At 72.9% G+C, this 23,954-nt stretch carries 21 protein-coding genes; 13 read left to right on the plus strand and 8 right to left on the minus strand.

Features of this window, described 5'->3' with window-relative positions; all coding sequences use genetic code 11:
• Window positions 1–185: 185 nt before the first annotated feature.
• On the plus strand, window positions 186–1,361 hold the full coding sequence (locus AN215_RS07015) for an acyl-CoA dehydrogenase family protein (RefSeq protein WP_070009623.1): 1,176 nt from the start codon (window positions 186–188) through the stop codon (window positions 1,359–1,361).
• A 120-nt stretch (window positions 1,362–1,481) separates the two neighbouring features.
• Here the strand turns inward: AN215_RS07015 and AN215_RS07020 are convergent, their stop codons facing one another.
• Both AN215_RS07020 and AN215_RS07025 read right to left on the minus strand, forming a co-directional pair.
• Window positions 1,482–2,153 (minus strand): hypothetical protein, encoded by a 672-nt coding sequence (locus AN215_RS07020; RefSeq protein WP_070009622.1) that lies wholly within the window; start codon window positions 2,151–2,153, stop codon window positions 1,482–1,484.
• Between the two features lie 117 nt (window positions 2,154–2,270).
• Window positions 2,271–2,672, minus strand: coding sequence for a hypothetical protein (locus AN215_RS07025; protein ID WP_070009621.1), 402 nt, complete (start codon window positions 2,670–2,672; stop codon window positions 2,271–2,273).
• A 201-nt stretch (window positions 2,673–2,873) separates the two neighbouring features.
• Here AN215_RS07025 and AN215_RS07030 point away from each other — a divergent pair, with 201 nt between their 5' ends.
• The 5 genes from AN215_RS07030 to fxsA all read left to right on the plus strand — a co-directional run bounded on the left by AN215_RS07030 (window position 2,874) and on the right by fxsA (window position 9,044).
• Entirely contained in the window at window positions 2,874–3,314 is a 441-nt protein-coding gene (locus AN215_RS07030) for an Lrp/AsnC family transcriptional regulator (protein ID WP_070009620.1), read from the plus strand.
• A gap of 68 nt (window positions 3,315–3,382) precedes the next feature.
• The gene (locus AN215_RS07035) at window positions 3,383–5,023 is read left to right on the plus strand and encodes an amidohydrolase (protein WP_070009619.1); all 1,641 of its coding nucleotides are present in this window, start codon (window positions 3,383–3,385) and stop codon (window positions 5,021–5,023) included.
• 671 nt (window positions 5,024–5,694) lie between these two features.
• Window positions 5,695–7,635 carry an apolipoprotein N-acyltransferase gene (gene lnt, locus AN215_RS07040; RefSeq protein ID WP_420856106.1) on the plus strand — a complete coding sequence of 647 codons (1,941 nt, stop codon included), beginning with the start codon at window positions 5,695–5,697 and terminating at the stop codon, window positions 7,633–7,635.
• Window positions 7,632–8,402 carry a polyprenol monophosphomannose synthase gene (locus AN215_RS07045; RefSeq protein ID WP_070009618.1) on the plus strand — a complete coding sequence of 257 codons (771 nt, stop codon included), beginning with the start codon at window positions 7,632–7,634 and terminating at the stop codon, window positions 8,400–8,402. The genes lnt and AN215_RS07045 overlap by 4 nt, the downstream gene beginning before the upstream one ends.
• A 3-nt stretch (window positions 8,403–8,405) precedes the next feature.
• On the plus strand, window positions 8,406–9,044 hold the full coding sequence (gene fxsA / locus AN215_RS07050) for an FxsA family membrane protein (RefSeq protein WP_070031124.1): 639 nt from the start codon (window positions 8,406–8,408) through the stop codon (window positions 9,042–9,044).
• A gap of 154 nt (window positions 9,045–9,198) precedes the next feature.
• Here the strand turns inward: fxsA and AN215_RS07055 are convergent, their stop codons facing one another.
• From AN215_RS07055 to yczE, 4 genes are all read right to left on the minus strand, one after another.
• Entirely contained in the window at window positions 9,199–9,582 is a 384-nt protein-coding gene (locus AN215_RS07055; protein WP_028434437.1) for an RNA polymerase-binding protein RbpA, read from the minus strand.
• A gap of 255 nt (window positions 9,583–9,837) precedes the next feature.
• Complete coding sequence (locus tag AN215_RS07060) at window positions 9,838–11,196, minus strand: MFS transporter (RefSeq protein ID WP_070009617.1); 1,359 nt, start codon at window positions 11,194–11,196, stop codon at window positions 9,838–9,840.
• 88 nt (window positions 11,197–11,284) lie between these two features.
• Window positions 11,285–12,127, minus strand: a complete 843-nt coding sequence (locus AN215_RS07065; protein ID WP_079122798.1) for a glycerophosphodiester phosphodiesterase family protein — start codon at window positions 12,125–12,127, stop codon at window positions 11,285–11,287.
• Complete coding sequence (gene yczE / locus AN215_RS07070; RefSeq protein WP_245694284.1) at window positions 12,127–12,870, minus strand: membrane protein YczE; 744 nt, start codon at window positions 12,868–12,870, stop codon at window positions 12,127–12,129. Before yczE ends, AN215_RS07065 begins: the two co-directional genes overlap by 1 nt.
• 122 nt (window positions 12,871–12,992) lie before the next feature.
• Between yczE and yczR the strand changes: the two genes are divergently transcribed.
• The gene (yczR, locus tag AN215_RS07075) at window positions 12,993–14,492 is read left to right on the plus strand and encodes a MocR-like transcription factor YczR (protein WP_070009616.1); all 1,500 of its coding nucleotides are present in this window, start codon (window positions 12,993–12,995) and stop codon (window positions 14,490–14,492) included.
• Here yczR and AN215_RS07080 read toward each other — a convergent pair.
• Both AN215_RS07080 and AN215_RS07085 read right to left on the minus strand, forming a co-directional pair.
• On the minus strand, window positions 14,480–16,114 hold the full coding sequence (locus AN215_RS07080; protein WP_070009615.1) for an FtsK/SpoIIIE domain-containing protein: 1,635 nt from the start codon (window positions 16,112–16,114) through the stop codon (window positions 14,480–14,482). The two genes, yczR and AN215_RS07080, sit on opposite strands and share 13 nt — an antisense overlap.
• A gap of 73 nt (window positions 16,115–16,187) precedes the next feature.
• Window positions 16,188–16,382: a hypothetical protein gene (locus tag AN215_RS07085; RefSeq protein ID WP_070009614.1), complete on the minus strand. Its 195-nt coding sequence runs from the start codon at window positions 16,380–16,382 to the stop codon at window positions 16,188–16,190.
• A 383-nt stretch (window positions 16,383–16,765) separates the two neighbouring features.
• Between AN215_RS07085 and AN215_RS07090 the strand changes: the two genes are divergently transcribed.
• The 6 genes from AN215_RS07090 (at window position 16,766) to mnhG (ending at window position 23,929) form a co-directional block, all read left to right on the plus strand.
• Window positions 16,766–19,852, plus strand: coding sequence for a Na+/H+ antiporter subunit A (locus AN215_RS07090; RefSeq protein WP_070009613.1), 3,087 nt, complete (start codon window positions 16,766–16,768; stop codon window positions 19,850–19,852).
• Window positions 19,849–20,493: a Na(+)/H(+) antiporter subunit C gene (locus AN215_RS07095; RefSeq protein WP_070009612.1), complete on the plus strand. Its 645-nt coding sequence runs from the start codon at window positions 19,849–19,851 to the stop codon at window positions 20,491–20,493. The genes AN215_RS07090 and AN215_RS07095 overlap by 4 nt, the downstream gene beginning before the upstream one ends.
• A 118-nt stretch (window positions 20,494–20,611) precedes the next feature.
• Complete coding sequence (locus tag AN215_RS07100) at window positions 20,612–22,309, plus strand: Na+/H+ antiporter subunit D (protein WP_245694285.1); 1,698 nt, start codon at window positions 20,612–20,614, stop codon at window positions 22,307–22,309.
• Complete coding sequence (locus AN215_RS07105; protein WP_216093808.1) at window positions 22,306–23,085, plus strand: Na+/H+ antiporter subunit E; 780 nt, start codon at window positions 22,306–22,308, stop codon at window positions 23,083–23,085. The genes AN215_RS07100 and AN215_RS07105 overlap by 4 nt, the downstream gene beginning before the upstream one ends.
• A complete protein-coding gene (locus AN215_RS28465) occupies window positions 23,070–23,480 on the plus strand; it encodes an MrpF/PhaF family protein (protein ID WP_216093811.1) in 411 nt (136 codons plus the stop codon). Before AN215_RS07105 ends, AN215_RS28465 begins: the two co-directional genes overlap by 16 nt.
• Window positions 23,477–23,929, plus strand: a complete 453-nt coding sequence (gene mnhG, locus AN215_RS07115; protein ID WP_079122765.1) for a monovalent cation/H(+) antiporter subunit G — start codon at window positions 23,477–23,479, stop codon at window positions 23,927–23,929. Before AN215_RS28465 ends, mnhG begins: the two co-directional genes overlap by 4 nt.
• Window positions 23,930–23,954 lie beyond the last annotated feature (25 nt).

Below are 23,954 nucleotides of genomic sequence, written 5' to 3' on the forward strand. Positions count from 1 at the left end.
ACGCGATGCCCGCGATCGGGCATACTTTTTTCGCCGCAACCCCTGGTCAGCCGCCGTCGCAACCCGGCGGGGCGCCATGGCGAAGCGGCCTCGCACAGGTCCCGGTTCCGGCCACGGGCCTGATACGGCGGCGCACCACACCCCGGTCCGCCGCCGCAGCCCCCGAACAGGAGGAGAGCGTCGTGATGCCCCAGTACGGACCGCAGCCCGTCCAGCGCCGACTGCCCACGCAGGAGGCCCGCGACCTGCTGGACCTCGTGCGCGAACTGGTTCAGCGCGAGATCCGTCCCCACGCGGACGAGGAGGAGGCCGCCGGCCGCTTCCCGCGCGAGATCTTCACCCTGCTCTCCGAATCGGGCCTGCTGGGACTCCCGTACTCGGAGGAGTTCGGCGGCGGCGACCAGCCGTACGAGGTCTACCTCCAGGTGCTCGAAGAGCTGGCGGCCGCACGCCTGACCGTCGGCCTCGGCACAAGCGTCCACACGCTCGCCTGCCACGCGCTCGCCGTCTTCGGCACCAAGCAGCAGCGGGCCGACCACCTGCCCGGCATGCTCGGCGGCGGCTCGCTCGGCGCCTACTGCCTCTCGGAACCCTCCTCAGGATCGGACGCCGCGTCCCTGCGCACCCGCGCCACGGCCGACGGGGACGAGTGGGTCCTGGAGGGCACCAAGGCGTGGATCACCCATGGAGGGATCGCCGACTTCTACACCGTCCTCGCCCGTACGGGCCCCGACGGCCCGCGCGGCATCACGGCGTTCCTGGTGCCCGGAGACGCGGCGGGACTCAGCGCGGCGGCGCCCGAACGCAAGATGGGACTGAACGGATCGCCCACGGCCCAGGTGCACTTCGACGGTGTACGGACCGGCGACGCCCGCCGCATCGGCGAGGAGGGCCAGGGTCTGACCGTCGCGCTGTCCGCCCTGGAATCCGGGCGGCTGGGCATCGCCGCGTGCGCGGTGGGCGTCGCGCAGGCCGCACTGGACGAGGCACTCGCGTACATGCTGGGCCGGGAGCAGTTCGGACGGCCGATCGCCGACTTCCAGGGCCTGCGTTTCATGATCGCCGACATGGCCACGCAGATCGAGGCCGGGCGTGCCCTCTACCTGAGGGCGGCACGGCTGCGGGACGCGGGAGTTCCCTTCGGCCGGGAAGCCGCCATGGCGAAGCTGTTCTGCACCGACACCGCGATGCGCGTGACCACTGACGCGGTGCAGCTCCTCGGCGGCTACGGCTACACCGCCGACTTCCCCGTCGAGCGCTACATGCGCGAGGCCAAGGTCCTGCAGATCGTCGAGGGGACCAACCAGATCCAGCGCATGGTGATCGCCCGAGGGCTCGCGGGCCCCGAGAGCGACCGGTAGGCGCGGTCAAGGCTCCGCGGCACCGTGAGGCCACGGAGCCGTGACCTTGCGACGCGGCCGGGCCCGTCCGTCCCTGCCCCGCCGCTGCGCGCGGCAGGGGCGGTTGGTGGGGCGTGCGGGCTAGGCCGCCTCCCTCACGTCCTCCACCACCTTCTTGTCGAGTGCCGCACGCACCAGCGCCGCCGCGAACCGGGCGCGGTCACGCTCGGCGACAAGCCCGGCCAGCTTCCCGGGCGACGTGGGCAGCCCCAGCCGCTCCGCGCCCTGCTGCGCCTTGGCGTCGAAGTACGGCCCGTACTCGGGCCACACCTCCTGTGCCTCCCGCAGGAAGATGTCGATGCCCGTCGGCCCGATGCCCGGCACCTCACGGAGGCGGTCCGCGGTCCTGGGGTCCTTCCGCATGCGCCGCAGGTCGCCCTTGAACTCCTTCAGGAGCAGCTCCGCGCCGTGTCCGAGCTGGGTGGACGTGCGCTCGTCGTAGCGCCGGTAGCCGCCCGCGCCGAGGGCGTCGACCCGCTGCTGCCAGGTCGCGTCCGCCATCCGCCGGGCGTCCTTCATTCCCGCGTCGGACAGGGCCCGCGACGCGGCGACGGCGATGTCGGCCCGGATACGGGCGGAGAGCAGCAGGGAGAGCACCAGCAGGCGGTACAGCGGCGACGGTGTGTCGCGCAGGGTGATGCCCGCCTGCTCGGCGTACGTCTGGCCGTGCGTCTCCAGCAGCGCCCGTACCGTCGCCCGGTCCCCGTACCGCCGCGCGGGCTTGGCTTCCGGCCTGGTCTGTGTCTGTGCCATCGGGGCCTCACTCGGCTGTCGCCTTCAGAGGCGATACGGGTGCCCAGTCAAGGCGCCGGGTCCACCCGCGACCCGTACGGGACGGAATCGCCGGGCCCCGAGGAGACAGCCTGCCGGTCATGCCCCCAGCCGGTCGGCCCCGCTCAGCAGCGGCCTCGTGCGCGGGCCGCCCGCGTGCGAGAACGGCTGCTTCCGCCAGTCCAGCCCCTCCGGCAGGGTCAGCAGCGCCGTCAGACCGTGCTCCCGGTTGACGTCGCCGTCGGCGGCGGCCGCTTCACGGGCAGCGCGGCCGGATCCCTGGCACACCGTCAGCCCGAAGGGGTCCCACGGTGAGGCGCACAGCGCGTGCTCGGGGAGCCGCTCCTCCTCGGCGAGCAGCGCGATGGGCTGCCCGCAGTCCGGGCAGGTCACCCGGAAGATGTCGTAGATCCCGTCCTCGTACGCCCCGTCGGCCGCAGCTTCGTCCTCCGCCGCGGCCGCGGCCTCCGCGGAAGTGCGGATCCGCTTCTCAGTGCGCATGCAAAGCCCCCTCTGGTGGACCTGCCGGGCATCTCGCCCCCGGCCTCAGCAAGCACTTCCCGCGGCGTCATTCGCATAATCGCCGCACGCCCGGGGACACGGGAGCACCCGTGTGGCCTTGCTCACACAACAGGTCCGTATGTGCGCTCCTTCCTGCGCCCGGTGTGCCGGAGTGCGCCCGGCACAGTAGGTTGACCTGCTGTGGAGGAAGTGGACCGCCAAATCGTCGATCTGCTCGTCAAGGACGGGCGGATGAGCTACACGGACCTGGGCAAGGCGACCGGCCTGTCCACCTCGGCCGTGCACCAGCGGGTGCGCCGGCTCGAACAGCGCGGAGTCATCCGCGGATACACCGCGCTCGTCGACCCGGAAGCCGTGGGCCTGCCGCTCACCGCGTTCATCTCGGTGAAGCCCTTCGACCCCAGCGCACCCGACGACATCTCCGAACGCCTCGCCGAGGTACCGGAGATCGAGGCGTGCCACAGCGTCGCCGGCGACGAGAACTACATCCTCAAGGTCCGGGTGGGCACGCCCACCGCGCTGGAGAACCTCCTCGCCCGCATCCGCTCCCTCTCCGGCGTCTCCACCCGTACGACGGTCGTTCTCTCCACCCCGTACGAGGCCCGGCCTCCGTCCGTCTGACGCGCGCCGCCCGTACCGGCCCGGACCCGGCCGGTACGCACCGGCGGCCTGGCGGGAGACTTGTCGCCATGACTGAGCGCACCGCCGAGGGGCACGAGACCCGCACCGTTCTGCTGCGCGGCGGGGAGGTGCACAGCCCCGCCGACCCGTTCGCCACCGCGATGGTCACGCAGGGCGGCAGCATCGCCTGGATCGGTTCCGAGGGCGCGGCCGACTCCTTCGCCGACGGAGTCGACGAGACCGTCCACCTCGACGGCGCGCTCGTCACCCCCGCGTTCACGGACGCACACGTGCACATCACCGCCACCGGCCTGGCACTGACGGGCCTGGACCTGACCGGCGTCCCCACCCTCCGCGAGGCTCTCTCCCGTGTCCGCGACTACGCCGCCTCGCGCCCCGCCGACCCCGTACTGCTCGGCCACGGCTGGGACTCCACCCACTGGCCCGAGGGCCGCCACCCGGGACGCGCGGAACTGGACGAGGCGGCCGGCGGCCGCCCTCTCTATCTCTCCCGTACGGACGTCCACTCGGCCCTCGTCACCACGGCGCTCCTCGAACTCGTCCCCGGCGTCGCACAGTTGACCGGCTTCGCCGACGGCGAGCCCCTCACCGGCGACGCCCACCACGCCGTACGCGAACGGGCCTACGGCACCCTCACACCCGCCCGCCGGACCGAGGCCCAGCGCGCCGCGCTCGCCCACGCCGCCTCGCTGGGCATCAGCGACCTCCACGAGTGCGCCGGCCCCGGCATCTCCGGCGAGGACGACTTCACCGCTCTCCTCGCACTCGCCGCTCGGGGCAACGGCCCCCGTGTGCACGGCTACTGGGCCGAACCCGTCGCCTCCGCCGCGGACGCCGCCCGCATCCGCGCCCTGGGTGCCGTGGGCGCCGCCGGGGACCTCTTCGTGGACGGCTCGCTCGGCTCCCGCACCGCCCACCTGGTCTCGCCGTACGCCGACGCTCCGCACACCGGCAGCGCGTACATCGACGCCGACGGCGTCGCCGCTCACGTCGCCGCATGCACCGAGGCCGGACTCCAGGCCGGCTTCCACGCCATCGGGGACGCCGCCGTGGCGGCGGTGACCGACGGCGTACGTGCCGCGGCGGAGCGCGTCGGCACGGACCGCGTGCGCGCGGCCCGGCACCGCGTCGAACACGCCGAGATGCTGGACGGCCGAACCGTCGCCGCCTTCGCCGAGTTCGCCCTCACCGCGTCCGTGCAGCCCGCGTTCGACGCGGCGTGGGGCGGCCCCGACGGCATGTACGCCGCACGCCTCGGAGAGGAGCGCGCCGCCGGCCTCAACCCCTATGCGGCACTGCTGCGCGCCGGTGTCCCGCTGGCCTTCGGCTCCGACAGTCCCGTGACACCGCTGGGCCCGTGGGAGGCCGTCCGTGCCGCCGCGTTCCACCGCACCCCCGCACACCGCATCTCCGTACGCGGCGGCTTCACGGCGCACACCCGCGGCGGCAGGCGCGCGGTGGGCTCGGACGACGCGGGCGTGCTCGTTCCCGGCGCGCCGGCCGACTACGCGCTCTGGCGCACCGGCGAACTCGTCGTACAAGCGCCCGACTTGCGGGTCGCGAACTGGTCGACCGACCCCCGCTCCGGCACCCCGGGGCTGCCGGACCTCACGCCCGGGAACGGGCTGCCCGTGTGTCTGCGGACGGTCATCGGGGGACGCACCGTCCACGAGCGGCCGAACGAGTGATGTATGAGTGTCCGTTACGGCCCGCCGACGCCCCCTCAGACTGTCGCCCCCGCGCCGCTTCCGCCGTACTGACCTGCTGATTCGGCGAAACGCCGCAGGTAGCGTCGCTGTTGACAGGCGATGCCCGCCGACGGGTAGGTTCGGCCAGGTCCACCACAGGACGTCCGGCTTGCCATTCCGCGCAGTCGTCGAACGCCGCTGGGCCAGGGGGTGGTGTACCGCACCGGGACATCACCACTGGGAGCCAGGTCCAGCGCCCGCGGCACGGGGGCGGAAGGTCGAGGCTGGCCGGCGGGTGTGACCCGGGTGGGGCCCGGATGCTCAGTAGACAACGGCTCGGTCGACTCGCAGCCAGCGGGTCCCAGGTCGGCCCGAAGGGCACCGGGCCCCGACCCGCAGACATTCACTCAGGACGCCGCCTCCAGGGCCCGGCTTCCGGCCTCCGCATCGGGGCTCCCGGGGCTCGCCACGGTCCCGTCCGGCCCTCCGCCGGTCCTTCCGGTCTCCTCTCCCTACGTTCGCCGAACTGCCGCAGCCGCATGCGCGCCCGTTTCCGCCGGCCCCGGCTCAGCGCTGCTCCGCCTGTGGCATTACCGGCCCAGGCCCCGCGGAGGCGGGTCGCCGTTATACGGTCGCTTCACCACCGCACGACCTGCAGGAAGGGCGCGACCTTGCCATCGGGTTCCGACACCACCGCCGCATCCGCCGCCGGCGGTCAGTCAGCCGAACGGCCGGCCGGCACGGAGGAGGCGCGCCCGCACGGCGTGACGCCGAACGGCGACGGAGCCGGAACGGAAGCCGCCGGCGGAGCCGGAACAGGAACCGGAGAGCCCACCGCGGCCCAGGACCCGGTCGCCCCGGACGCGGGGGACCCCTCCGGCCCCGCCCGTGACGGCGAGGCCCCCGCAGCGGTGCCCGCGGGGCGGATGCGCAGGCTGCGCGCCCTCATATGGCGTGAGGCCCCGCGGACCGCCGTCGCCGTCCTCGCCGGAATCGCACTGGCACTGGCCTTTCCTCCGTACGGTCTGTGGCCGCTGTCGCTGCTGACGGTCGGCGCGCTCAGCCTGCTCACCCGCGGCCGGACCCTCCGCCAGGGCGCGTGGACCGGATTCGCCTTCGGCTGGCCCTTCTTCGTCGTCCTGCTCAAGTGGCTCAACGTCGTCGGATGGGACGCGGTGCTGGGGCTCGCCTTCATCGAGTCGCTGTTCATCGCCGCGCTCGGTGCCGCACTCGCCGTCACCTCCCGGCTTCCGCTGTGGCCGCTGTGGGGCGCCTGTCTGTGGGTCGCCGAGGAGTGGGCCCGCGACCGCGTCCCCTTCGGCGGCTTCCCCTGGGGCCGGATCGCCTTCGCGAACACCGGTTCGCCCTACACACCGCTCGCCGCGCTCGGCGGGGCGCCGCTGGTCACCTTCGCCGCGGCCCTGACCGGTACGGCCCTGGCGGCGGCCGCTCTCGCCCTGTGGCGTCTCCGCAGCACCGGCGGGACCCGCCCGGAGGGGGAAGAGGAGACAGTCCCGGCGGCCTCCGCCGTCGCCGTCCGTACGGGAGCCCGCCGCCGGACGCTGCTGCCGCCGCTCGCCTCCCTCCTCGTCGCGGTCGCCGTGACCGCCGCCGGGTACGCCGTGCCCGTACCGACCGCGGCGGACGACACGGCAGACATCGCCGTGGTGCAGGGCAACGTCGAGCAGCCCGGCATGAACTTCCTCGGCCGGCCCATGAAGATCCTCAACAACCACGTCGACGCCACCCTCGAGCTCGCACGGAAGATCAAGGCGGGCAAGGCCGAGCAGCCCGAGCTGGTCATCTGGCCCGAGAACTCCTCCGACCTCGACCCCTACCGCTGGCCCGAGGCCCGTGACCGCATCGACGAGGCGGCGAAGGCCGTCGGCGTCCCCATCCTCGTCGGGGCGCTCGTCGACCACCCCGGGACCAAGGGCTACGTCGAGAACCAGGGCATCGTGTGGGACCCGGAGAAGGGCCCCGGAGCCTCGTACACCAAGCAGCACCCGGTGCCCTTCGGCGAGTACGTGCCCTTCCGGGACGAACTGAGCAAGGTCATCACCCGCCTCCAGCAGATCCCCCGGGACTTCTGGCCCGGCGACCGCTCGGGCGTCCTGCAGACGGGGCCGGCCCGCCTCGGCGACGTGATCTGCTTCGAGGTCGCCTACGACGAGATCCCCCGCGACACCGTCAACGCCGGCGCCCGCGCCCTCGTCGTCCAGACGAACAACGCCACGTACGGCAGGACCGGCCAGCCCGAACAGCAGCTGGTGATGTCCAAGCTGCGCGCGGTCGAACACGGCCGGGCCGTCGTCACGGCGGCCACCAGCGGCATCAGTTCCGTGGTCGGCCCCGACGGCACGATCAAGCAGCGCACGAAGGAGTTCGAGCGCGACGTGATCAGCGCCGAGCTGCCGCTGCGCGATGAGATCACGACGGCCGACCGCGTCGGCGCCGTCCCGGAGTGGGTGCTCGCTATGGTGGGCGTTCTCGCCTGTGCCGCGGCCTGGTTCGCAGGCCGGCGCGGCCGGACCGACCACCGGCCCGCGCAGCGGACGGGGCAGGTGCGGCAGACCGATGCACGGCGGAAGCAAGAGGGGCAGCAGCGGTGACGGACGGCGGACAGGCGCGGCGGTACGGCCCGCTCGGCACGGTTCTGGTGATCATCCCGACCTACAACGAGGCCGACAACCTCGAATCCGTCACCGCCCGGGTGCGCGAGGCCGTGCCGGAAGCCCACATCCTCGTCGCCGACGACAACAGCCCGGACGGCACCGGCAAGGTCGCGGACGAACTCGCCGTCCAGGACGAGCACATCCACGTCCTGCACCGCCCGGGCAAGCAGGGCCTGGGCGCCGCGTACCTCGCCGGCTTCCGGTGGGGCATCGAGCACGGCTACGGCGTACTGGTCGAGATGGACGCCGACGGCTCCCACCAGCCCGAGGAGCTGCCACGCCTGCTCACGGCCCTCAAGGGCGCCGACCTCGTACTCGGATCCCGGTGGGTGCCGGGCGGCCGGGTCGTCAACTGGCCGGTCTCACGCCGGTTCATCTCCCGCGGCGGCAGCACCTACTCGCGGCTGATGCTCGGCCTGCCGCTGCGCGACATCACCGGCGGCTTCCGCGCGTTCCGCGCCGAGACGCTCAAGGGGCTGGGCATGGACGCGGTGGCCTCGCAGGGCTACTGCTTTCAGGTCGACCTCGCCCACCGGGCGGTGCGCGCCGGGTTCCACGTCGTGGAGGTTCCCATCACCTTCGTCGAGCGTGTTCGGGGCAACTCCAAGATGGGCCGGGACATCGTCGTCGAGGCCCTGTGGCGCGTGACGGTCTGGGGCGTGGAGGGCCGTGTGAAGCGTGCCCTCGGCCGCAGGCACACTTGAGGCATGACGAGCCGCGCACCGTACCCTTACGAGCCGCCCCACGACGAGCAGGGCTCCGGCCGTTCCGCCGACGGGCAGCAAGGACGGCGGGGCCCGCGCCGTTCACGGGCCCGTACGTTGTTCCCGCTGGGAATGGCGGCGTGGGCGCTGCTGGAGATCTGGCTGCTGACGCTCATCGGGGAGACGCTCGGAGGCTTGGCGGTGCTTGGCCTGCTGGTCGCCGGCTTCCTGCTTGGCGCCTTCGTGATCAAGCGTGCCGGGCGACGTGCCTGGCGGCGGCTCGCCGAGAGCGTCCAGCAGGCGCAGCAGGCCGCGCAGACCGGACAGGCACCGCCGGAGAGCGCTGAGAGGTCCGGCGGCGGCAACGCCCTGACGATGCTCGGCGGACTGCTGATCATGGTGCCCGGTGTCGTCTCGGACGCGGCCGGGCTGCTGTGCCTCTTCCCGCCCACGGCGTCCTTGATGAGGCGTACTACTCAGCGCTATCTGGAGCGGCGTTCCGGTTTCGCGCCCGGCACCGTCGGCGACGCCTACCAGCAGGCCCGCCGCGCGGAGGAGCAGATGCGCATCCGCAGGCCTGACGGCAAGGTCGTCGAGGGAGAGGTCGTGCGCGACGACGGACCGGAGCCCCCCGCCCGCTGAAGCCCGCGGAAGTGCGGGTCCGCCGGACAGGGGCGGGCGGCTGCGGACACAGCAGAGCGCGGGCCGGTGACCTGCGGACAGGTCACCGGCCCGCGCTGCGCCTGCGGACCGGCTGAAGCCGGACGGTCCAGCCGCCCGGTGCCGGCCGGTGTGGCTACGCGGACTTGCGCTTGTTGTTGCCGTCCCGCGGATGCACTGCGAGGTTCATCGTCCCGGACCTGAGTACGGCCAGCCGCTCCGCGAGAACCTCTTCCAGCTCCTCGCGGGTGCGCCGCTCCATGAGCATGTCCCAGTGCGTACGCGCGGGCTTGCCCTTCTTCTCCTCAGGCCCCTCGCCGTCCACCAGGAGTGCCTGTGCGCCGCACACCTTGCACTCCCACTCCGGCGGGATCTCGGCCTCGACAGAGAACGGCATCTCGAAACGATGTCCGCTCTCACATGCGTACTCCACGGCCTGGCGCGGTGCCAGGTCGATACCGCGGTCGGTCTCGTAGCTGGTCACCACGAGTCGCGTGCCGCGAAGAGCTCGCTCACTCATGAATTCGTGCCTCCCGGGCTTGTCGCCCACAGGACAGGTGTCGCTGTCGTCGTCATCTGCTCAACGTCCGGTCGGCGGTGAAGATTCCCGGATCGGGATATGCGTCGCCCGTCGTGCCGCCCTTCGTGTACCCACCAATGACCGGTTCGTCACAACTGACAGGAGATGTCACCCAGCGTTCTCATCTCATTGGCATGCAGTAACGGTCCATCCGGCGAGCCGAGGGCGTACACTACCGCGCCGCCCCCGCAAGTCCTAAATCCGGTCCGGCTGGGGGTTGCCCGCGGCTGCCGCCGCCCGTCCGACCGGTACCCGCAGCAGCAGGACGAAACCCAGTACGAAGAAGACGACCAGCGAGATGATCGCAGCCCTGTAGCTTCCCGTCAGCTGGTATGCGAGACCGAAGACGAGCGGGCCCAGCCAGCTCGTCCCGCGGTCGCTCACCTCGTAGAGGGAGAAGAACTCCGCCTCCTTGCCCGCGGGTACCAGTTGGGAGTACAGGGACCGCGAGAGGGCCTGGCTGCCGCCCATGACCAGGCCGATTCCCGCCGCGAGGGCGAAGAAGAAGACCGGTGCTCCGGCCGGCAGGAAGTAGCCCGCCCCGACGATCGCGGTCCACGCCACCAGCGAGCCGAGCACGGTGCGCTTCGCCCCGTGACGTTCCGCGATCCGGCCCATCAGCAGAGCGCCCGCCACCGCCAGGATCTGAACCAGCAGCACCGCGCCGATCAGTGTCGTCTGGTCCACGCCCAGTTCCTCCGAGCCGAACACCGACGCCTGGGTGATCACCGTCTGCACCCCGTCGTTGTAGACGAGGTAGGCAAGGAGGAAGAGCATCGTCAGCCGGTAGCGCCGCAGTTCGCGGAACGTACGGGCAAGCTCCCGCCAGCCGCTGAGCAGCGAGATGCGGGAGCCCGGGGCCGCCGTCCCGGGCCGCTCCCGCAGCCGCAGCAGCGGCACCACGGTGAAGACCGCCCACCACGCGCCGGCGGAGGCCAGGCAGATCCGGACCGCGGAGCCCTCGGAGACCCCCAGCGCGTCGTGCTGGAGGAACAGCGCAAGATTCGCCACCAGCACCACGGAGCCGGCCGCGTAGCCGAACGCCCATCCGCGGGAGGAGACCTTGTCCCGCTCCCCGGGCCCGGCGATCTGGGGCAGGAAGGCGTTGTAGATGACGGCCGACGTGGCGAACGAGACGTTGGCCAGCACCAGCAGCACACCGCCCAGCAGATATCGGTCGCCCTCGAGGAAGAACATGGCGGCGGTGGCGCCCGCTCCGATGTACGCGAAGACCCCCAGGATCGGTTTCTTCCGTCCCGTATGGTCCGCGATCGCGCCCGCCAGCGGCATCACCAGCACCGACAGCAGCACCGACGCCGAGACCGTGTAGGCGAAGTAGGAGCCCGCACGGACGGGGAGGCCCAGCGGATGCACGTAGCCGTCGGCGTCCGCCGCCGCTTTGGCGATCTCCGTCAGATACGGGCCGAGGAAGACGGTCAGAACGCTGGTGGAGAAGACGGAGTTCGCCCAGTCGTAGAAGTACCAGCCGCGTTGCTCCCGGCGGCGTTCGGCCGTGCCGTCGCCGGCACCTGTCACGACAGCGCTCACAGCCATCCCCCTCGCTCCCCGGCACTGTGCGCCGCGCCGGTACGCGCCGCCCGGGCACGGGAGCGTGCGGGCGCCGCGGCGCGCAACCGCCGGTCTACCGGGGGCCGGGCCCGTGCATCCACGCACCCCGCTCGGAGAGGACGTCGCGCAGTGTCTCGATGTGATCGGTCACAATGCCGTCAACTCCCAGGTCGAGCAACTCCCGCATCCGGTTTCCTTCGTTCACTGTCCATACGTGCACCTGCATCCACCGGGCGTGTGCGGCCCGTACGAACGCCCGGTCCACCACCCGGATCCCCGAACGGTGTTCGGGGACCTGCACGCACACGGCGCTGCCGCGCACCGCGCGCGCCGGCACCAGCCCGTACGAACGCAGCCGCAGCCGCACCACCCCCCGCGTGCCGAGTGACGTCGCAAGCCGCGGCCCGGCCAGGGCCTGGGCCCGCGCGACCCGCTCCTCCTCGAAGGAGCCGACGCACACCCGTGCCCACGCGTCCTGCTCGGACAGCAGCTCCAGCAGCGGTACGAGCGCGGCCTCCGCCTTGACGTCGATGTTCCAGCGCACTCCCGGGAAGGCCCGCAGCAACTCCCGCATCAGCGGCAGCGGTTCGCGTCCTCCCACGCGTGCGCGGCGCACCTGCGACCAGGGCAGCCCGCTGATGGGTCCGCTCGCGTCCGTCATCCGGTCGAGCGTCTCGTCGTGGAAGGCGACGAGACGGCCGTCGGCGGTCGCGTGCACGTCCGTCTCCAGATAGCGGTATCCGAGACCGACCGCGCGGGCGAAGGCGCTGTGCGTGTTCTCCAGCCCGTCGGCCGCGCCGCCGCGGTGGGCGAGGGCGAGCGGCCCGGGATGGTCCAGGAACGGGTGGCGCGGAGTGCGCCGGAGGGCTGCCGGTTGCGTGGAGAAAGCGGGGGAGGCGTGCGGGTCGCTGCTCATCACCGCCGCAGTATCGCGCCCCTGCGCCACCACGCGCGCCGTTGCCCCCCGGTCGCGTGCTCCTCCTGCGGGGTCGTCGCCGTCCCTTGTGCCACCACGCGGGAGGTGCCCGGGGTGGCGGGCTCCGCCGGGTCGCGCCTGCCGGGCAGCGCGAACACCCGCAGGAAGAGCTGCGAGAGCGGGCCGATGCCCAGTGCGTACACCACCGTTCCGGCGCCGGCCGTGCCGCCCAGCAGCAGCCCGGACACCAGTACGGTCGCTTCGATCGCCGTGCGCACGACGCGGACCGAGCGGCCGGTGACCCGGTGCAGGCCCGTCATCAGACCGTCCCGCGGGCCCGGCCCGAAGCGGGCGGAGATGTACAGGCCGGTGGCGACTCCGTTGAGCACCACGCCGGCCGCCAGCATGGGAATCCGCAGCGCGAGGCCCTGCGGGCCGGGAACGAGCCAGATCGTGACGTCCATGGCCAGGCCGACCAGGACGACGTTGGAGACGGTGCCCAGCCCCGGGCGCTCCCGTATCGGCACCCACAGCAGCAGTACGGCGGCTCCCGCGATGACCGAGACCGTGCCGATCGACAGACCGGTGTGCTCCGCGAGCCCTTGGTGCAGTACGTCCCACGGGGGCAGGCCGAGCCCGGACTGCACCATGAGGCCGATGCTCGCACCGAACAGCAGCAGGCCGGCGTACAGCTGCACCAGGCGGCGGCCGATGCGTCCTGCGGAACCCGTCGGACGTGACAAGGTGGCTCCCTCCCCGGTGCGGTGCCCGTGCTTCTGCTGGCGGTGGTGGGCGGCTGCGTGGCAGTCTGGAGCCACGAACCAGGCCACATCCATGGCCAATCGGAGGAAGGTGGACCGCAGAGATGGTGCAGTGGACCTCGGCCGTGGGTGCTCCTCAGCTGGCCAGGCTTCTGGCGTCCCAGCGCGCTGCGACGGCCGCGGACGCCGGGCACCGGGTGCCTGCCTACCGGTCGCTGGCGGACGGTGTGCGCCTCCTCGTGCTCGAAGGCCGCATTCCGGTGGCCGCGCGTCTGCCCGCCGAGCGGGAGCTGGCAGCGGCCCTGCGCGTCAGCCGTACGACCGTGGCCGCCGCCTTCGAGGCGCTGCGCAGCGACGGGTTCCTCGCCTCGCGGCGCGGTTCGGGCAGCTGGACGGCCGTGCCCGCGGGCAAGCCGCTGCCCACGCGCGGACTGGAGCCACTGCCCCCCGAATCCGCCGGGTCGGTGATCGATCTGGCCTGCGCCACCTTCCTGGCGCCCGAGCCCCACCTCACCGACGCGTTCCAGGGCGCGGTCTCGGACCTCGCGCCGTACACGGACACCCACGGCAACTACCCCGGCGGCCTGCCCGCGCTCCGTGAGGCGCTCGCAGCCCGCTACACCGCACGCGGCGTGCCGACGATGCCCGAGCAGATCATGGTCACCACCGGCGCCATGGGCGCCGTCGCCGCGCTCGCACGGCAGCTCGTGCCGCGCAGTGAACGCGTCGCCGTCGAACACCCCTCGTACGCCAACGTCCTGCATCTGCTGCGCGACGCCGGCGCCCGCCTCGTGCCCGTCCCCATGGCGGACGGTCTCACCGGCTGGGACCTGCCCGCCTGGCGGCAGGCGTTCCGCGAGAGCGCACCGCGCATGGCCTACGTCATCGCCGACTACCACAACCCGACCGGCGCTCTCGCCCCCGACGGCCAGCGGCGCGAGATGGTCGCGGCCGCACGCGCCGCCGGCACCGTCCTCGTCGCCGACGAGTCCATGACCGACCTGACCCTGGACGAGGACGTCGAACTGCCGCGCCCGATGGCCGCGTTCGACCCGGGCGGCTCCTGCGTCATCACCGTCGGCTCCGTCAGCAAGGCGGTCTGGGCCGGGCTGCGCATCGGCTGGGTCAGGGCCGCACCCGAGGTGATCCGCAGCCTCGTCGCCGCACGCGTCTACGCCGACCTGGGCAGCCCCGTGCTCGAACAGCTCGCCGTGGCACGGCTGATGACGGGAGACGGCTGGGAGGCGGCGGTCGCGGCGCGCCGCGCGGGAGCCCGTGCGAACCGGGACGCGCTCGTCTCCGAGCTCCACGACAGGCTGCCCGACTGGGAGTTCACCGTTCCCAGCGGCGGGCTCACGCTGTGGGCCCGCACCGGCGGCCTTTCCGGTTCACGCATCGCCGAGGCGGGCGAGCGCATCGGTGTGCGGGTGCCCGCCGGGACGCGCTTCGGCGTCGACGGCGCCTTCGAGGGTTATGTGCGGCTGCTGTTCACCGTCGCGGGCCCGGTCGTCGGCGAAGCCGTCGCCCGCCTGGCAAAGGCGGCCGACCTCGTCCGTACGGGAGCGGTCGCCGACGGGGACGTGCCCCGCACCTACGTGGCCTGAGACGCCGCCCCCGGCTTCGTGCCCGGCCGGTGACCCGGGCCGTCCGGCGCGCCGCTCTGTGCGGCCTGACCGCCCAGCGCCCTGGCGTGAGCCGCGGCGAACGGGGGCAGCAGCGCCAGCACCGCCTGCCGTTCGGCCTCGCCGGCAGCGTCGTCCAGCGGGTCGGGCGCCGCGGGCACCTGCAGCCGCAGCACCGCTCCGGCGCCGAGCCGGGCGAAACCCCGCCCGGGCGGCGCATCCGGGCCGGGCCGGGAGACCGTCGCCTCTCCGAGCACCGCCCACGTCTCCTCGGGAGAGGCGGCACCGAGCAGCACGCGGGCCCTGGTGTACGAGCGCACGGCACGGGCCAGTCCGTCAGCGTTCTCAAGGTGCTCGGCGACGGCGACCGTGACCTGCGCCGCCCGCCCGTGCCGCAGCGGCACCTGAAGCAGCTCCTGAGGGTCCCGCCGCCCTTCCGCACGTGCGAGGTGGCTCAGCGTCGCCGGCCGGTCGAGGACCACCCACAGCGGGCGCCGTACATCCTCCGGAACGGGGCGCCCCGCCTGCCGTGCGCGGCTCGCCGCCGACAGCCGCCGCTCCGTCTCGTGCACCGCCCACTCCAGCGACGCCACCGCACCGGCGGGCGACGTCTCCACGGCGAGTACGCCCTCGCGCCCCGCCAGCGACGCGAACTCGCCGGAGCCGCCGCCGTCCACGACGAGCACCTCGCCGTGCTGGAGGGCCTGGAGCACCACGGACCGCAGCAGCGTGGTCGACCCTGCTCCGGGCGCCCCGGCGACCAGCAGATGCGGCTGTGCCGAACGCGCGCCCGTACGCCACACCACCGGCGGGACGTCACGCGCCCGCCCCCCGTCGGCCACCGGCATGCGGCGGTGGACGGCCTCGGCGTCGGTGAAGCCGAGCACGATCTCACCGGGGCCCGTCACGAACCGCTGGGCGCTGATGCCCTGGGGAAGGGGCTGCGGGACCGTCATCTCCAGCAGGTTGCGCTCCTCGTGCCATGCGAAGCGGTATTCACGGTCCCGTCCGGACTTGGTGGTCAGCCGGCGCTCCACCGCCAGCCGGTGCGCGGAGTCGCTGTCGGGGAAGTGGGCCGGATAGCGCACCAGGAGACGTCCGATGCGGCCGTCGTCGGTGAACTCCACCTCCTCGAAGGCCCGTTCCCACGCGCCGTCGTGTGCGTACAGAGGTTCGGGGCCGGGGTCGTCCCGCAGGGCGAAGCACGGCACCAGCGCCTCGTACACCGCCTGCAGGCGTTCGTTCTCCGCGTCCTCGCAGCCGGGTCCGCCGGCCGGCCTCGCGCCCTCGCGCCCGTGCCATGCGGCCGTGCCCACGACGACGGCCACGGCGAAGGCCGGCCCCCACGGCAGCAGGCCCACCACCATGACCCCCACCGCGGCGAGGAAGAGCACCGGCCCCCGACGGTCCTTCGGGGCCTTCGCCCACCAGCGCAGCACCAGCATCGTGAGCCGGGCCAGGCCCCGTACGAGCATGATCAGCGGATGGAGCACGTCCAGCGCACCGTCGGCGCCGGCCCGCAGGGCGCGGTGTGCGGGACGTACGGCCGGACGTACGGCAGCGCCCGTACCCGCCGGCCGGCGGGGGAGCGGCCAACGCACCACGGAACCTCCTGTGACGAGTGCGGCGCGCGGCGCGCAGCGCGAGCGGAACACGCACCCGCTGCGCGCGCTCGCGCTAGAACTTCAGACCGCTCAGCAGTCCGGCGAGGCTGGCGCCGCCCTCCTTGATGCTCGGGGCGATCGCCGTGCCCGCCAGATAGAAGCCGAAGAGCGCACACACCAGCGCGTGGGAGATCTTGAGTCCGTCCTTGCGGGTGAAGAGGAAGATGATGAAGCCGAGCAGGAGGACGCCGGAGACACTGAGGATCATGGGGGACTCCTGATGTAGGGGATTTTCACCCTGAGTGCTCCAAGAGTCACAGAAAGTGCCTGAGCGGGGAAACTGGCAGACGGGTGATTTGCGGGGCGGGGACCGGGTCGAGGCCCGCCCCTCGCGCCAACTCCCCGACGCGCACCGCGTGTTGACTTCCGGGGTGTGACGGGTGCCGGGTGGGGCGCAGCGGGCGCCGGTGCGGCCCCGTCGGCGTGAAACCCCGCGTGAGTCCGTGCACGTGTCCGGACGCCGCGAGAGCCCGGTCGTGCGGTGCTGCTGAGGATCGTTTGCCGCGCCGCTCCGGCCGCGGGACGCGTTGCGGACAGCTGCGCTGTGCTTTGTCCCCAGATTGACTGATTCGTCATGGAATCATCTGCGCTGTGCTGTCGCTGATCCTTCTTCACTTCGCCGGGGCGTGCTGTGCTCCGCTCCTGGTGCGGTGGCTGGGCACGCGGGCGTTCCTCGTACTGGCGCTGATCCCGGCGGCGGCACTGGGGTGGGCGGTCCGGCAGTACGGGGACGTGGCGGCGGGGGAGGTGCGCGTCGAGCGGTGGCCCTGGATGCCGGCCCTCGGCGTGGAGCTGGACCTGCGCTGCGACGCGCTCGCCCTGCTGATGGTGATCGTCGTCGGCGGCATCGGTGCGCTGGTGCTCGTCTACTGCGCGGGCTACTTCAGCAGCGCGGCGTTCTCGCTGGGACAGTTCGCCGGGACGCTCACCGCGTTCGCCGGCGCGATGCTCGGGCTCGTTCTCGCGGACGACCTGATCGTCCTGTACGTCATGTGGGAGCTGACCACCGTCTTCTCCTTCCTGCTCATCGGCCACGTACCCGAGCGGCGGCCGAACCGCCTTGCCGCGCTCCAGGCGCTCATCGTGACGGTCGCGGGCGGCCTGGCCATGCTGGTCGGCCTGCTGATGCTGGGCCACGCGGCAGGCACGTACCGCATCTCGGGCATCCTCGCCGACCCGCCGCCCGCGGACGGAACCGTGGCGGCCGCTCTCGTACTGATCCTCGCCGGGGCCCTGTCGAAGTCCGCGGTGTGGCCCTTCAGTTTCTGGCTGCCGGGCGCCATGGCCGCGCCGACCCCGGTGTCCGCGTATCTGCACGCCGCGGCCATGGTGAAGGCCGGTGTCTATCTCGTCGCGAGGCTGGCTCCCGCGTACGCGCACGCCCCGCTCTGGCAGGTGACGGTGCTCGCCCTCGGGTCGGCGACCATGCTGCTCGGCGGCTGGCGTGCGCTGCGCGAGAGGGACCTCAAGCGGCTCCTGGCCTACGGGACCGTCAGCCAGCTCGGCTTCCTCACCCTGCTGACCGGCACGGGCACACGCGACACCGCGCTCGCGGGTGCCGCGATGCTGCTGGCGCACGCCCTGTTCAAGGCCCCGCTCTTCCTCGTCGTCGGCATCATCGACCACGCGACCGGCACCCGGCAGATGGACCGGCTCTCGGGGCTGCGCCGCTCCATGCCCGTGGTGTGCGCCGTCGCAGTGACGGCGGGGGCGTCGATGGCCGCGTTGCCGCCGCTGCTCGGGTACGCCGCCAAGGAGGCCGCGTTCACCGCCTTGATGAATCCCGGCGGTGCGGATCTGCCGGGCGCGGTGCCGGTCGCCGTGACGACCGCGGTGACAGCGGGTTCCGCGCTGACGACGGCGTACACGCTGCGGTTCCTGTGGGGGGCGTTCGCCGCGAAACCCTCGGGGGAGGGCGTACGTGCGCCCACCGCGATGCGCGCCCGGACGGGCCTGCTGCTGACCGCGCCCCCCGGACTGTGCGCGCTCGCCGGAGTCGCCCTGGGCCCGGGCGTCTTCAGCCTCGGAGGGCTGCTCGGCAGGTACGCCGACACCTTTCACGGCGCGGGTGAGCCGTACCGGCTGGCGCTGTGGCACGGACTCAACTGGGCGCTCCTGCTGTCGGCCCTGGCCTGGGCCGCGGGCGGGGCGCTCTTCCTTGCGCCGCACCCGCTGGAGCGTCTGGGGCAGCGGCTGGCGGTGACCGACGGCAAGCGCGTCTTCGCCCGTTCGCTGTCGGCGCTGGAACGCACCGCGCTCGAGGTCACCGGAACCGTGCAGCGCGGATCACTGCCGGTCTACCTCGGGACCGTCCTCGCCTTCCTGATCACCGCACAGAGCATCGCCATGATCCTCGCCCCGCCCTGGCGGCACGTCGAGGAGGTGCGCTGGTTCGACTCGGTGCCGCAGCTGGGCGTGGCGGTCGTCGTCTGCCTGGTGGCCGCGCTGTGCGTATCCGCGCGCCAGCGCATGACGGCCGTCGTGCTGGCCGGTGTGACCGGCTACGGCACGGCGGTGCTGTACGTGCTGCACGGTGCGCCGGATCTCGCGCTGACCCAGTTCGCCGTGGAGACGGTCTCCCTGGTGGTGTTCGTGCTCGTACTGCGCCGGCTGCCCGCCCGCTTCCCCCACGAGGGGCGCACCAGCGTGCTGCGGCGCGTCACACGGCTCGTCACGGGACTGGCCGCCGGAGGGTTCGCCGCTGTGCTGACGTACGTGGCGGGCGCGGCGCGGGAGGCCGGCCCGTCCGGCCCCGGACTCACCACGGCCACAGCGGACCACGGCCTGAAGAACGTCGTCTCCACGACGCTGGTGGACCTGCGCTCCTGGGACACCCTGGGCGAGTCCGCCGTTCTCGGCGTCGCCGCCGTCGGCGTGACCAGCCTCGTCTTTCTCCGCCGCCGCACCGGAAGTCCCGTCACCGCATGGCCCGCCGCGGCAGAACCCGTGCCGCCCGTGACCGCGGCACCAGCCGGCGGCAGGGCGGCGCACGCGCGCCACGGCCGGGACGACGGTGGAGGCGGCGCGCAGCGTGCCGGTCACGTGTGGCCCGTACGGGCGGAGCGCGGGGAGCACGGTGAGCCCGGCCGGCCCGGGGGAGGTGGTGTAGGTGGAGCGGGGGCGCCGCGCAGGGGCGCGGGTGCGATCCCACGGCGCATGTGGCTGAGCGCCAGCGGCACGCTCGACCCCGAACGGCGCTCAGTGATCTTCGAGGTGCTGGCCCGGCTCCTCTTCCACCCCATCGTGGTGCTCTCCCTCTACCTGCTCTTCTGCGCCGAGAACCTGCCGGGCGGCGGGTTCAGCGCGGGCCTCGTCGCCGGGCTCGCGCTGGCGGTGCGCTATCTGGCGGGCGGACGGTACGAACTGGACGCGGCAGCGCCCGTCGACGCCGGTTTCCTGCTCGGACTCGGGCTGATGACGATGACGGCGACCGGGCTCGCCGGGCTGGTGCTGAGCGGTTCCGTGCTCCAATCAGGCATCTACCACGGGGAGTTGCCGGTCGTCGGCAAGTTCCACGCCGCCAGCCCCGTGCTCTTCGACACCGGCATCTACCTGCTTGTTCTGGGCGTCGTCCTCGACGTACTGCGCAGCCTCGGCTCCGAGATCGACCGGCGCGTCGAGAGGACTCTGCGGGACGAGAACCGCGGAACGCGCGCGGGCGGGAAGGCCGGGAGATGAACGAGACGGTCGCACTCGTGGCCACCGGCGGCGCACTCATCGCAGCGGGCACCGTGCTGCTCCTCAGCCGCCCGCTCACCCGCATCGTCCTGGGCACGGTCGTGATCGGCAACGGCGTCAACCTCCTGCTGCTGTCCACCTCCGGCGCCGCGGCCCGGGCCCCGCTGCTCTACCGGGTCTTCGGCCCCCGGCGCATCGCCGACCCGCTGCCGCAGGCGTTCGTGCTGACGGCCATCGTCATCACCCTCGCGCTGACCGCGTTCCTCTCCGCCATGGCCTACCGCGCATGGCAGCTGTCCGGGACGGACGACGTACAGGACGACGTGGAGGACCTCCGCGTCGCATACCGCGCCGAGCACGGTGAGGATCGTGAGGAGCACCGTGAGGGCGGCGCGCGGCGGCTCCCCATGGAGCGTGAACGGCGCGCCCGGCGCCGGGAGCTGCTCGGAGCCGCTGAGGAAGACGGACAGGCAGGCGAGGGGGGCACGTTGAGGCACCCGCGGCGCTCGGACACCCACTTTCACGAGGCGCGGCGCCGCGCCCGGGCGGAGACGCGGGCGCACCATGCGCTCGGTGCCCGCACTGAGGACGAGACAGCCGGCGACGACATGTGGGAGACGATCCTCGGGGCGGACCGTTGAACACGCACAGGCCGCCGGGCATCACCGGACCACCCGACGCGCCCGGCCCGGCAGCCGGTTGCGGCCGCGCCCTCGCCGCCCGCCGCTCCGCGCGTCCCGCCCCCCGCGGAGGCCTCCGGTGATCGCCGCGCTTCCCCCGGGTTCCGACACGGGCTCCGCACTCGTGGCCCTGCCGGTGATCCTCCCGCTCTTCGCCGCCGGGCTGAAACTCGGCATCGGCGTGCGGCTGCAGCGCACGCAGCGCGTGATCAGCACCGTCGTCCTGGCCACCGTCCTGGCCGTCGCGCTCGTGCTGCTCGTGGACGCCGACACCCACGGCCCGCAGGTCATGTACGCCGGAGGCTGGCAGCCGCCTGTCGGAATCGTCCTCGTCGCCGACAGGCTCTCCGCGCTGATGCTGGTGATCTCCTCGGCGGTGACGCTGTGCGTGCTGCTCTACTCCGTCGGCCAGGGCATGGCAGACCAGGAGGAGGGCACACCCATGTCGGTCTTCCACCCCTCCTACCTGGTCCTGGTGGCCGGGGTCTCGGACACGTTCCTCGCCGGCGACCTCTTCAACCTCTACGTCGGTTTCGAGATCATGCTCACCGCCAGCTACGTACTGCTGACACTGGGCGGCACGGTCACACGCATCCGCGCGGGAGCGACGTACGCGATCGTCTCGCTGCTGTCCTCCGTGCTCTTCCTCGCGGCGGTCGCCGTCGTCTACGCGGCGACGGGCACCGTGACCATGGCGGAACTCGCCGGCCGGTTCGACGAACTGCCGGACGGCGTCGCCGTTCTGGCACAGATCTCGCTGCTGACGGTGTTCTGCACCAAGGCGGCCGTCTTCCCCCTGGCAGCCTGGCTGCCCGACTCCTATCCCACAGCGCCCGCACCCGTCACCGCCGTGTTCGCGGGGCTGCTGACGAAGGTCGGGATCTACGCGATGCTCCGCACCCAGACCCTGCTCTTCCCCGGCGACCGGCTCAGCGACGTCCTGATGGTCCTGGCCCTGTTCTCCCTGCTCGTGGGCATCCTCGGGGCGGTCGCACAGACCGACTTGAAGAGGCTGCTCTCCTTCACCCTCGTCAGCCACATCGGTTTCATGGTCTTCGGCATCGCCCTGGCCACCCGCGCCGGGTTCGCCGGTGCCGTCTTCTACGTCGTGCACCACATCACCGTGCAGACCACGCTGTTCCTCGTCGTCGGACTCGTCGAACGCCGCGGCGTCACCACCGACCTGAGGCGGCTCGGCGGGATCGCGAAGCTGTCGCCCGCCCTCGGCCTCGTCTTCTTCGTCCCGGCCATGAACCTCGCAGGGGTGCCGCCGCTGCCGGGATTCCTGGGCAAGTTCGGGCTGATGCGCGCGGGCGTCGTGCAGGGCGGCGCGATGGTGTACGTGCTGATCGCCGCCGGTGCCGCCACGAGCCTGCTCACGCTGTACGCCCTGGCCAAGGCGTGGAATCTGGGCTTCTGGCGGGCGGCACCACCACAGCTGTACGTCGTCGGGGTGGTGCTCGACACCGTCGAGACGGACGAGGAGGACTCACCGTCGGAGCAGGAGGCCGGCGGGGACCAGGGCGGCGCGGCGCCGGGCGGCAGCGGGGCCGTCGACGTGGACGTGCTCGAGGGGCGCGCCGGGACGGCCAGTTTCGGGGGTCGCGCCATCACCACTGGACAGCCACCCGCCGCGATGCTCGTACCGACCGCCGCGCTGGTCGCCTTCGGCCTGCTCTTCACCGTGCTCGCCGGGCCGCTGTCGTCCCTGACCGCTCGCGTGGCGGGCGAACTGACCGCCCGTACGCCCTATGTGACGGCGGTGACGGGGCGATGAGCGGACCACCCGGCTCGGGAGACGCACCGGCAGTCACCCACGGACGTGCGGCGGGGAACGTGCCCGTAGCAGGCCGCGGGCGGCTACGGGCAGCACAGTGGCCGATGGTGCTCGGGCTGACGGCCCTGTGGGTGCTGCTGTGGGGCACGCTGAGCATCGCCAACGTCGTGACGGGCGTGCTCGTCGGCGTCGTCGTTTGTGTGGTCTTTCCGCTGCCGCCGATCGAAACGCAGGTACGGCTCCGGCCGGCCGGCATCGTGCGCTTCGTCGTCCGCTTCGCCCTCGACATGGCCGCGTCCAGCTGGCGGCTCAACACGTACATCCTCGGGCCGCACAAGCCGCTGTGCGCTGTGCTGGCGGTACGGATGCGAAGCCCCAGCGACCTGATGCTGACGGCGACGTCGGTCGCCGTCGCGGCCGTCCCGGGCAGCAACGTGCTCGACGTGCACCGGGCTTCGGGGACGCTCTACATCCATGTGGTGGGCGCGGGGAGCGAGACGGCCCGGGAGCGTGCGCGGTACGAGGTGCTGCGTCTGGAGGACCGCATCGTACGGGCCTTCGGTACCCGCGCGGACCTGGCCGCACTCGACGCATGGGACGGGCGGGGCCCGTCGTCCGGACCGGGCCCCGGACCCGGTCAGGGACCCGGACCGGGGGAGGGTCCGGGACGCGGCGAGGACGGAGGACGCGGCGAGGACGGAGGACGCGGCGCGGGCGGTGGAGGCGGCGGCGCCGGAGGTACCACGGGGAGGAGCGGGCCGTGGACACCGTCCTGAGCGTCGTGATCGCCGTGCTGCTCGCCTCGGGTGTGCTGGTCACCGTACGGCTCGTGCGCGGGCCCTCGACCCTGGACCGCGCCGTCGCACTCGACGCCCTGGTCGCCGTGGTGATGGCCGGGATCGGAGTGCTCACGGCGGCACGCGGGATCCCGTACTACCTGCCGGCGCTGCTGGTCCTGTCCTTCCTGGGTTTCACGGGCTCGGTGAGCATCGCTCGCTTCCTCGCGCTGCGGGACGAGGCGGGCAGCGAGGACGCGGACGTGGGCGACGACGGCGGGGGCGCGGACGACGGCGAGGGCGGAGACGGAGGGCGCACCGCCGCTCCGGGCAGCGGCCGCGGCAGGGGCCCGAGGCTCCACGGCCGTGGGCGGGAGAAAGGGAGCGGCGGATGAACTGGACGGCGACCGCGGATGTGGTGGCCCTGGTCTGCATGCTCGCGGGCGCGGTGCTGTGCCTGCTCGCGGGTATCGGGCTGGTGCGGCTGCCGGACGTGCTGACGCGGATGCACGCCGCCACCAAGCCGCAGGTACTGGGCCTGCTGCTCGTCCTCGTCGGAGCCGGGCTGAGGCTGCGCAACGTTGCGGACCTGACGACGCTGGTCCTCGTCGGTCTCTTCCAGCTGCTGACCGTCCCCGTGGCCGCGCACATGGTCGGCCGGGCCGCCTATCGCACCGGAAGGACGGACCGCGAGCACCTCGTCGTCGACGAACTCGCTACGGGGCCGTACAGGTCATCCGGGAGGCCGGGCGGATCCGGCGGCGCGTTCGGCGCGTCCGACGGTGGGGTCGGCGGGCCGGCAAGGCGGGACGCACGGGACGGTTCGGACCGTCCGGACGGCTGACGACTCCGGTGCCGGGTCGTCGCCC

The organism is Streptomyces abyssalis (assembly GCF_001751365.1).
Classification (GTDB): Bacteria; Actinomycetota; Actinomycetes; order Streptomycetales; family Streptomycetaceae; genus Streptomyces; species Streptomyces abyssalis.

Excerpts from the sequence above, each read along its gene's own strand:
- AN215_RS07020 (WP_070009622.1), bottom strand. The coding sequence starts at position 2,153 with ATGGCACAGACACAGACCAGGCCGGAAGCCAAGCCCGCGCGGCGGTAC.
- yczR (WP_070009616.1), top strand. The coding sequence starts at position 12,993 with ATGGTGCAGTGGACCTCGGCCGTGGGTGCTCCTCAGCTGGCCAGGCTT.
- AN215_RS07025 (WP_070009621.1), bottom strand. The coding sequence starts at position 2,672 with ATGCGCACTGAGAAGCGGATCCGCACTTCCGCGGAGGCCGCGGCCGCG.
- mnhG (WP_079122765.1), top strand. The coding sequence starts at position 23,477 with ATGAACTGGACGGCGACCGCGGATGTGGTGGCCCTGGTCTGCATGCTC.
- AN215_RS07095 (WP_070009612.1), top strand. The coding sequence starts at position 19,849 with ATGAACGAGACGGTCGCACTCGTGGCCACCGGCGGCGCACTCATCGCA.
- AN215_RS07085 (WP_070009614.1), bottom strand. The coding sequence starts at position 16,382 with ATGATCCTCAGTGTCTCCGGCGTCCTCCTGCTCGGCTTCATCATCTTC.
- AN215_RS07065 (WP_079122798.1), bottom strand. The coding sequence starts at position 12,127 with ATGAGCAGCGACCCGCACGCCTCCCCCGCTTTCTCCACGCAACCGGCA.
- AN215_RS07055 (WP_028434437.1), bottom strand. The coding sequence starts at position 9,582 with ATGAGTGAGCGAGCTCTTCGCGGCACGCGACTCGTGGTGACCAGCTAC.
- AN215_RS07035 (WP_070009619.1), top strand. The coding sequence starts at position 3,383 with ATGACTGAGCGCACCGCCGAGGGGCACGAGACCCGCACCGTTCTGCTG.
- AN215_RS07060 (WP_070009617.1), bottom strand. The coding sequence starts at position 11,196 with ATGGCTGTGAGCGCTGTCGTGACAGGTGCCGGCGACGGCACGGCCGAA.
- AN215_RS07015 (WP_070009623.1), top strand. The coding sequence starts at position 186 with ATGCCCCAGTACGGACCGCAGCCCGTCCAGCGCCGACTGCCCACGCAG.
- AN215_RS07105 (WP_216093808.1), top strand. The coding sequence starts at position 22,306 with ATGAGCGGACCACCCGGCTCGGGAGACGCACCGGCAGTCACCCACGGA.
- fxsA (WP_070031124.1), top strand. The coding sequence starts at position 8,406 with ATGACGAGCCGCGCACCGTACCCTTACGAGCCGCCCCACGACGAGCAG.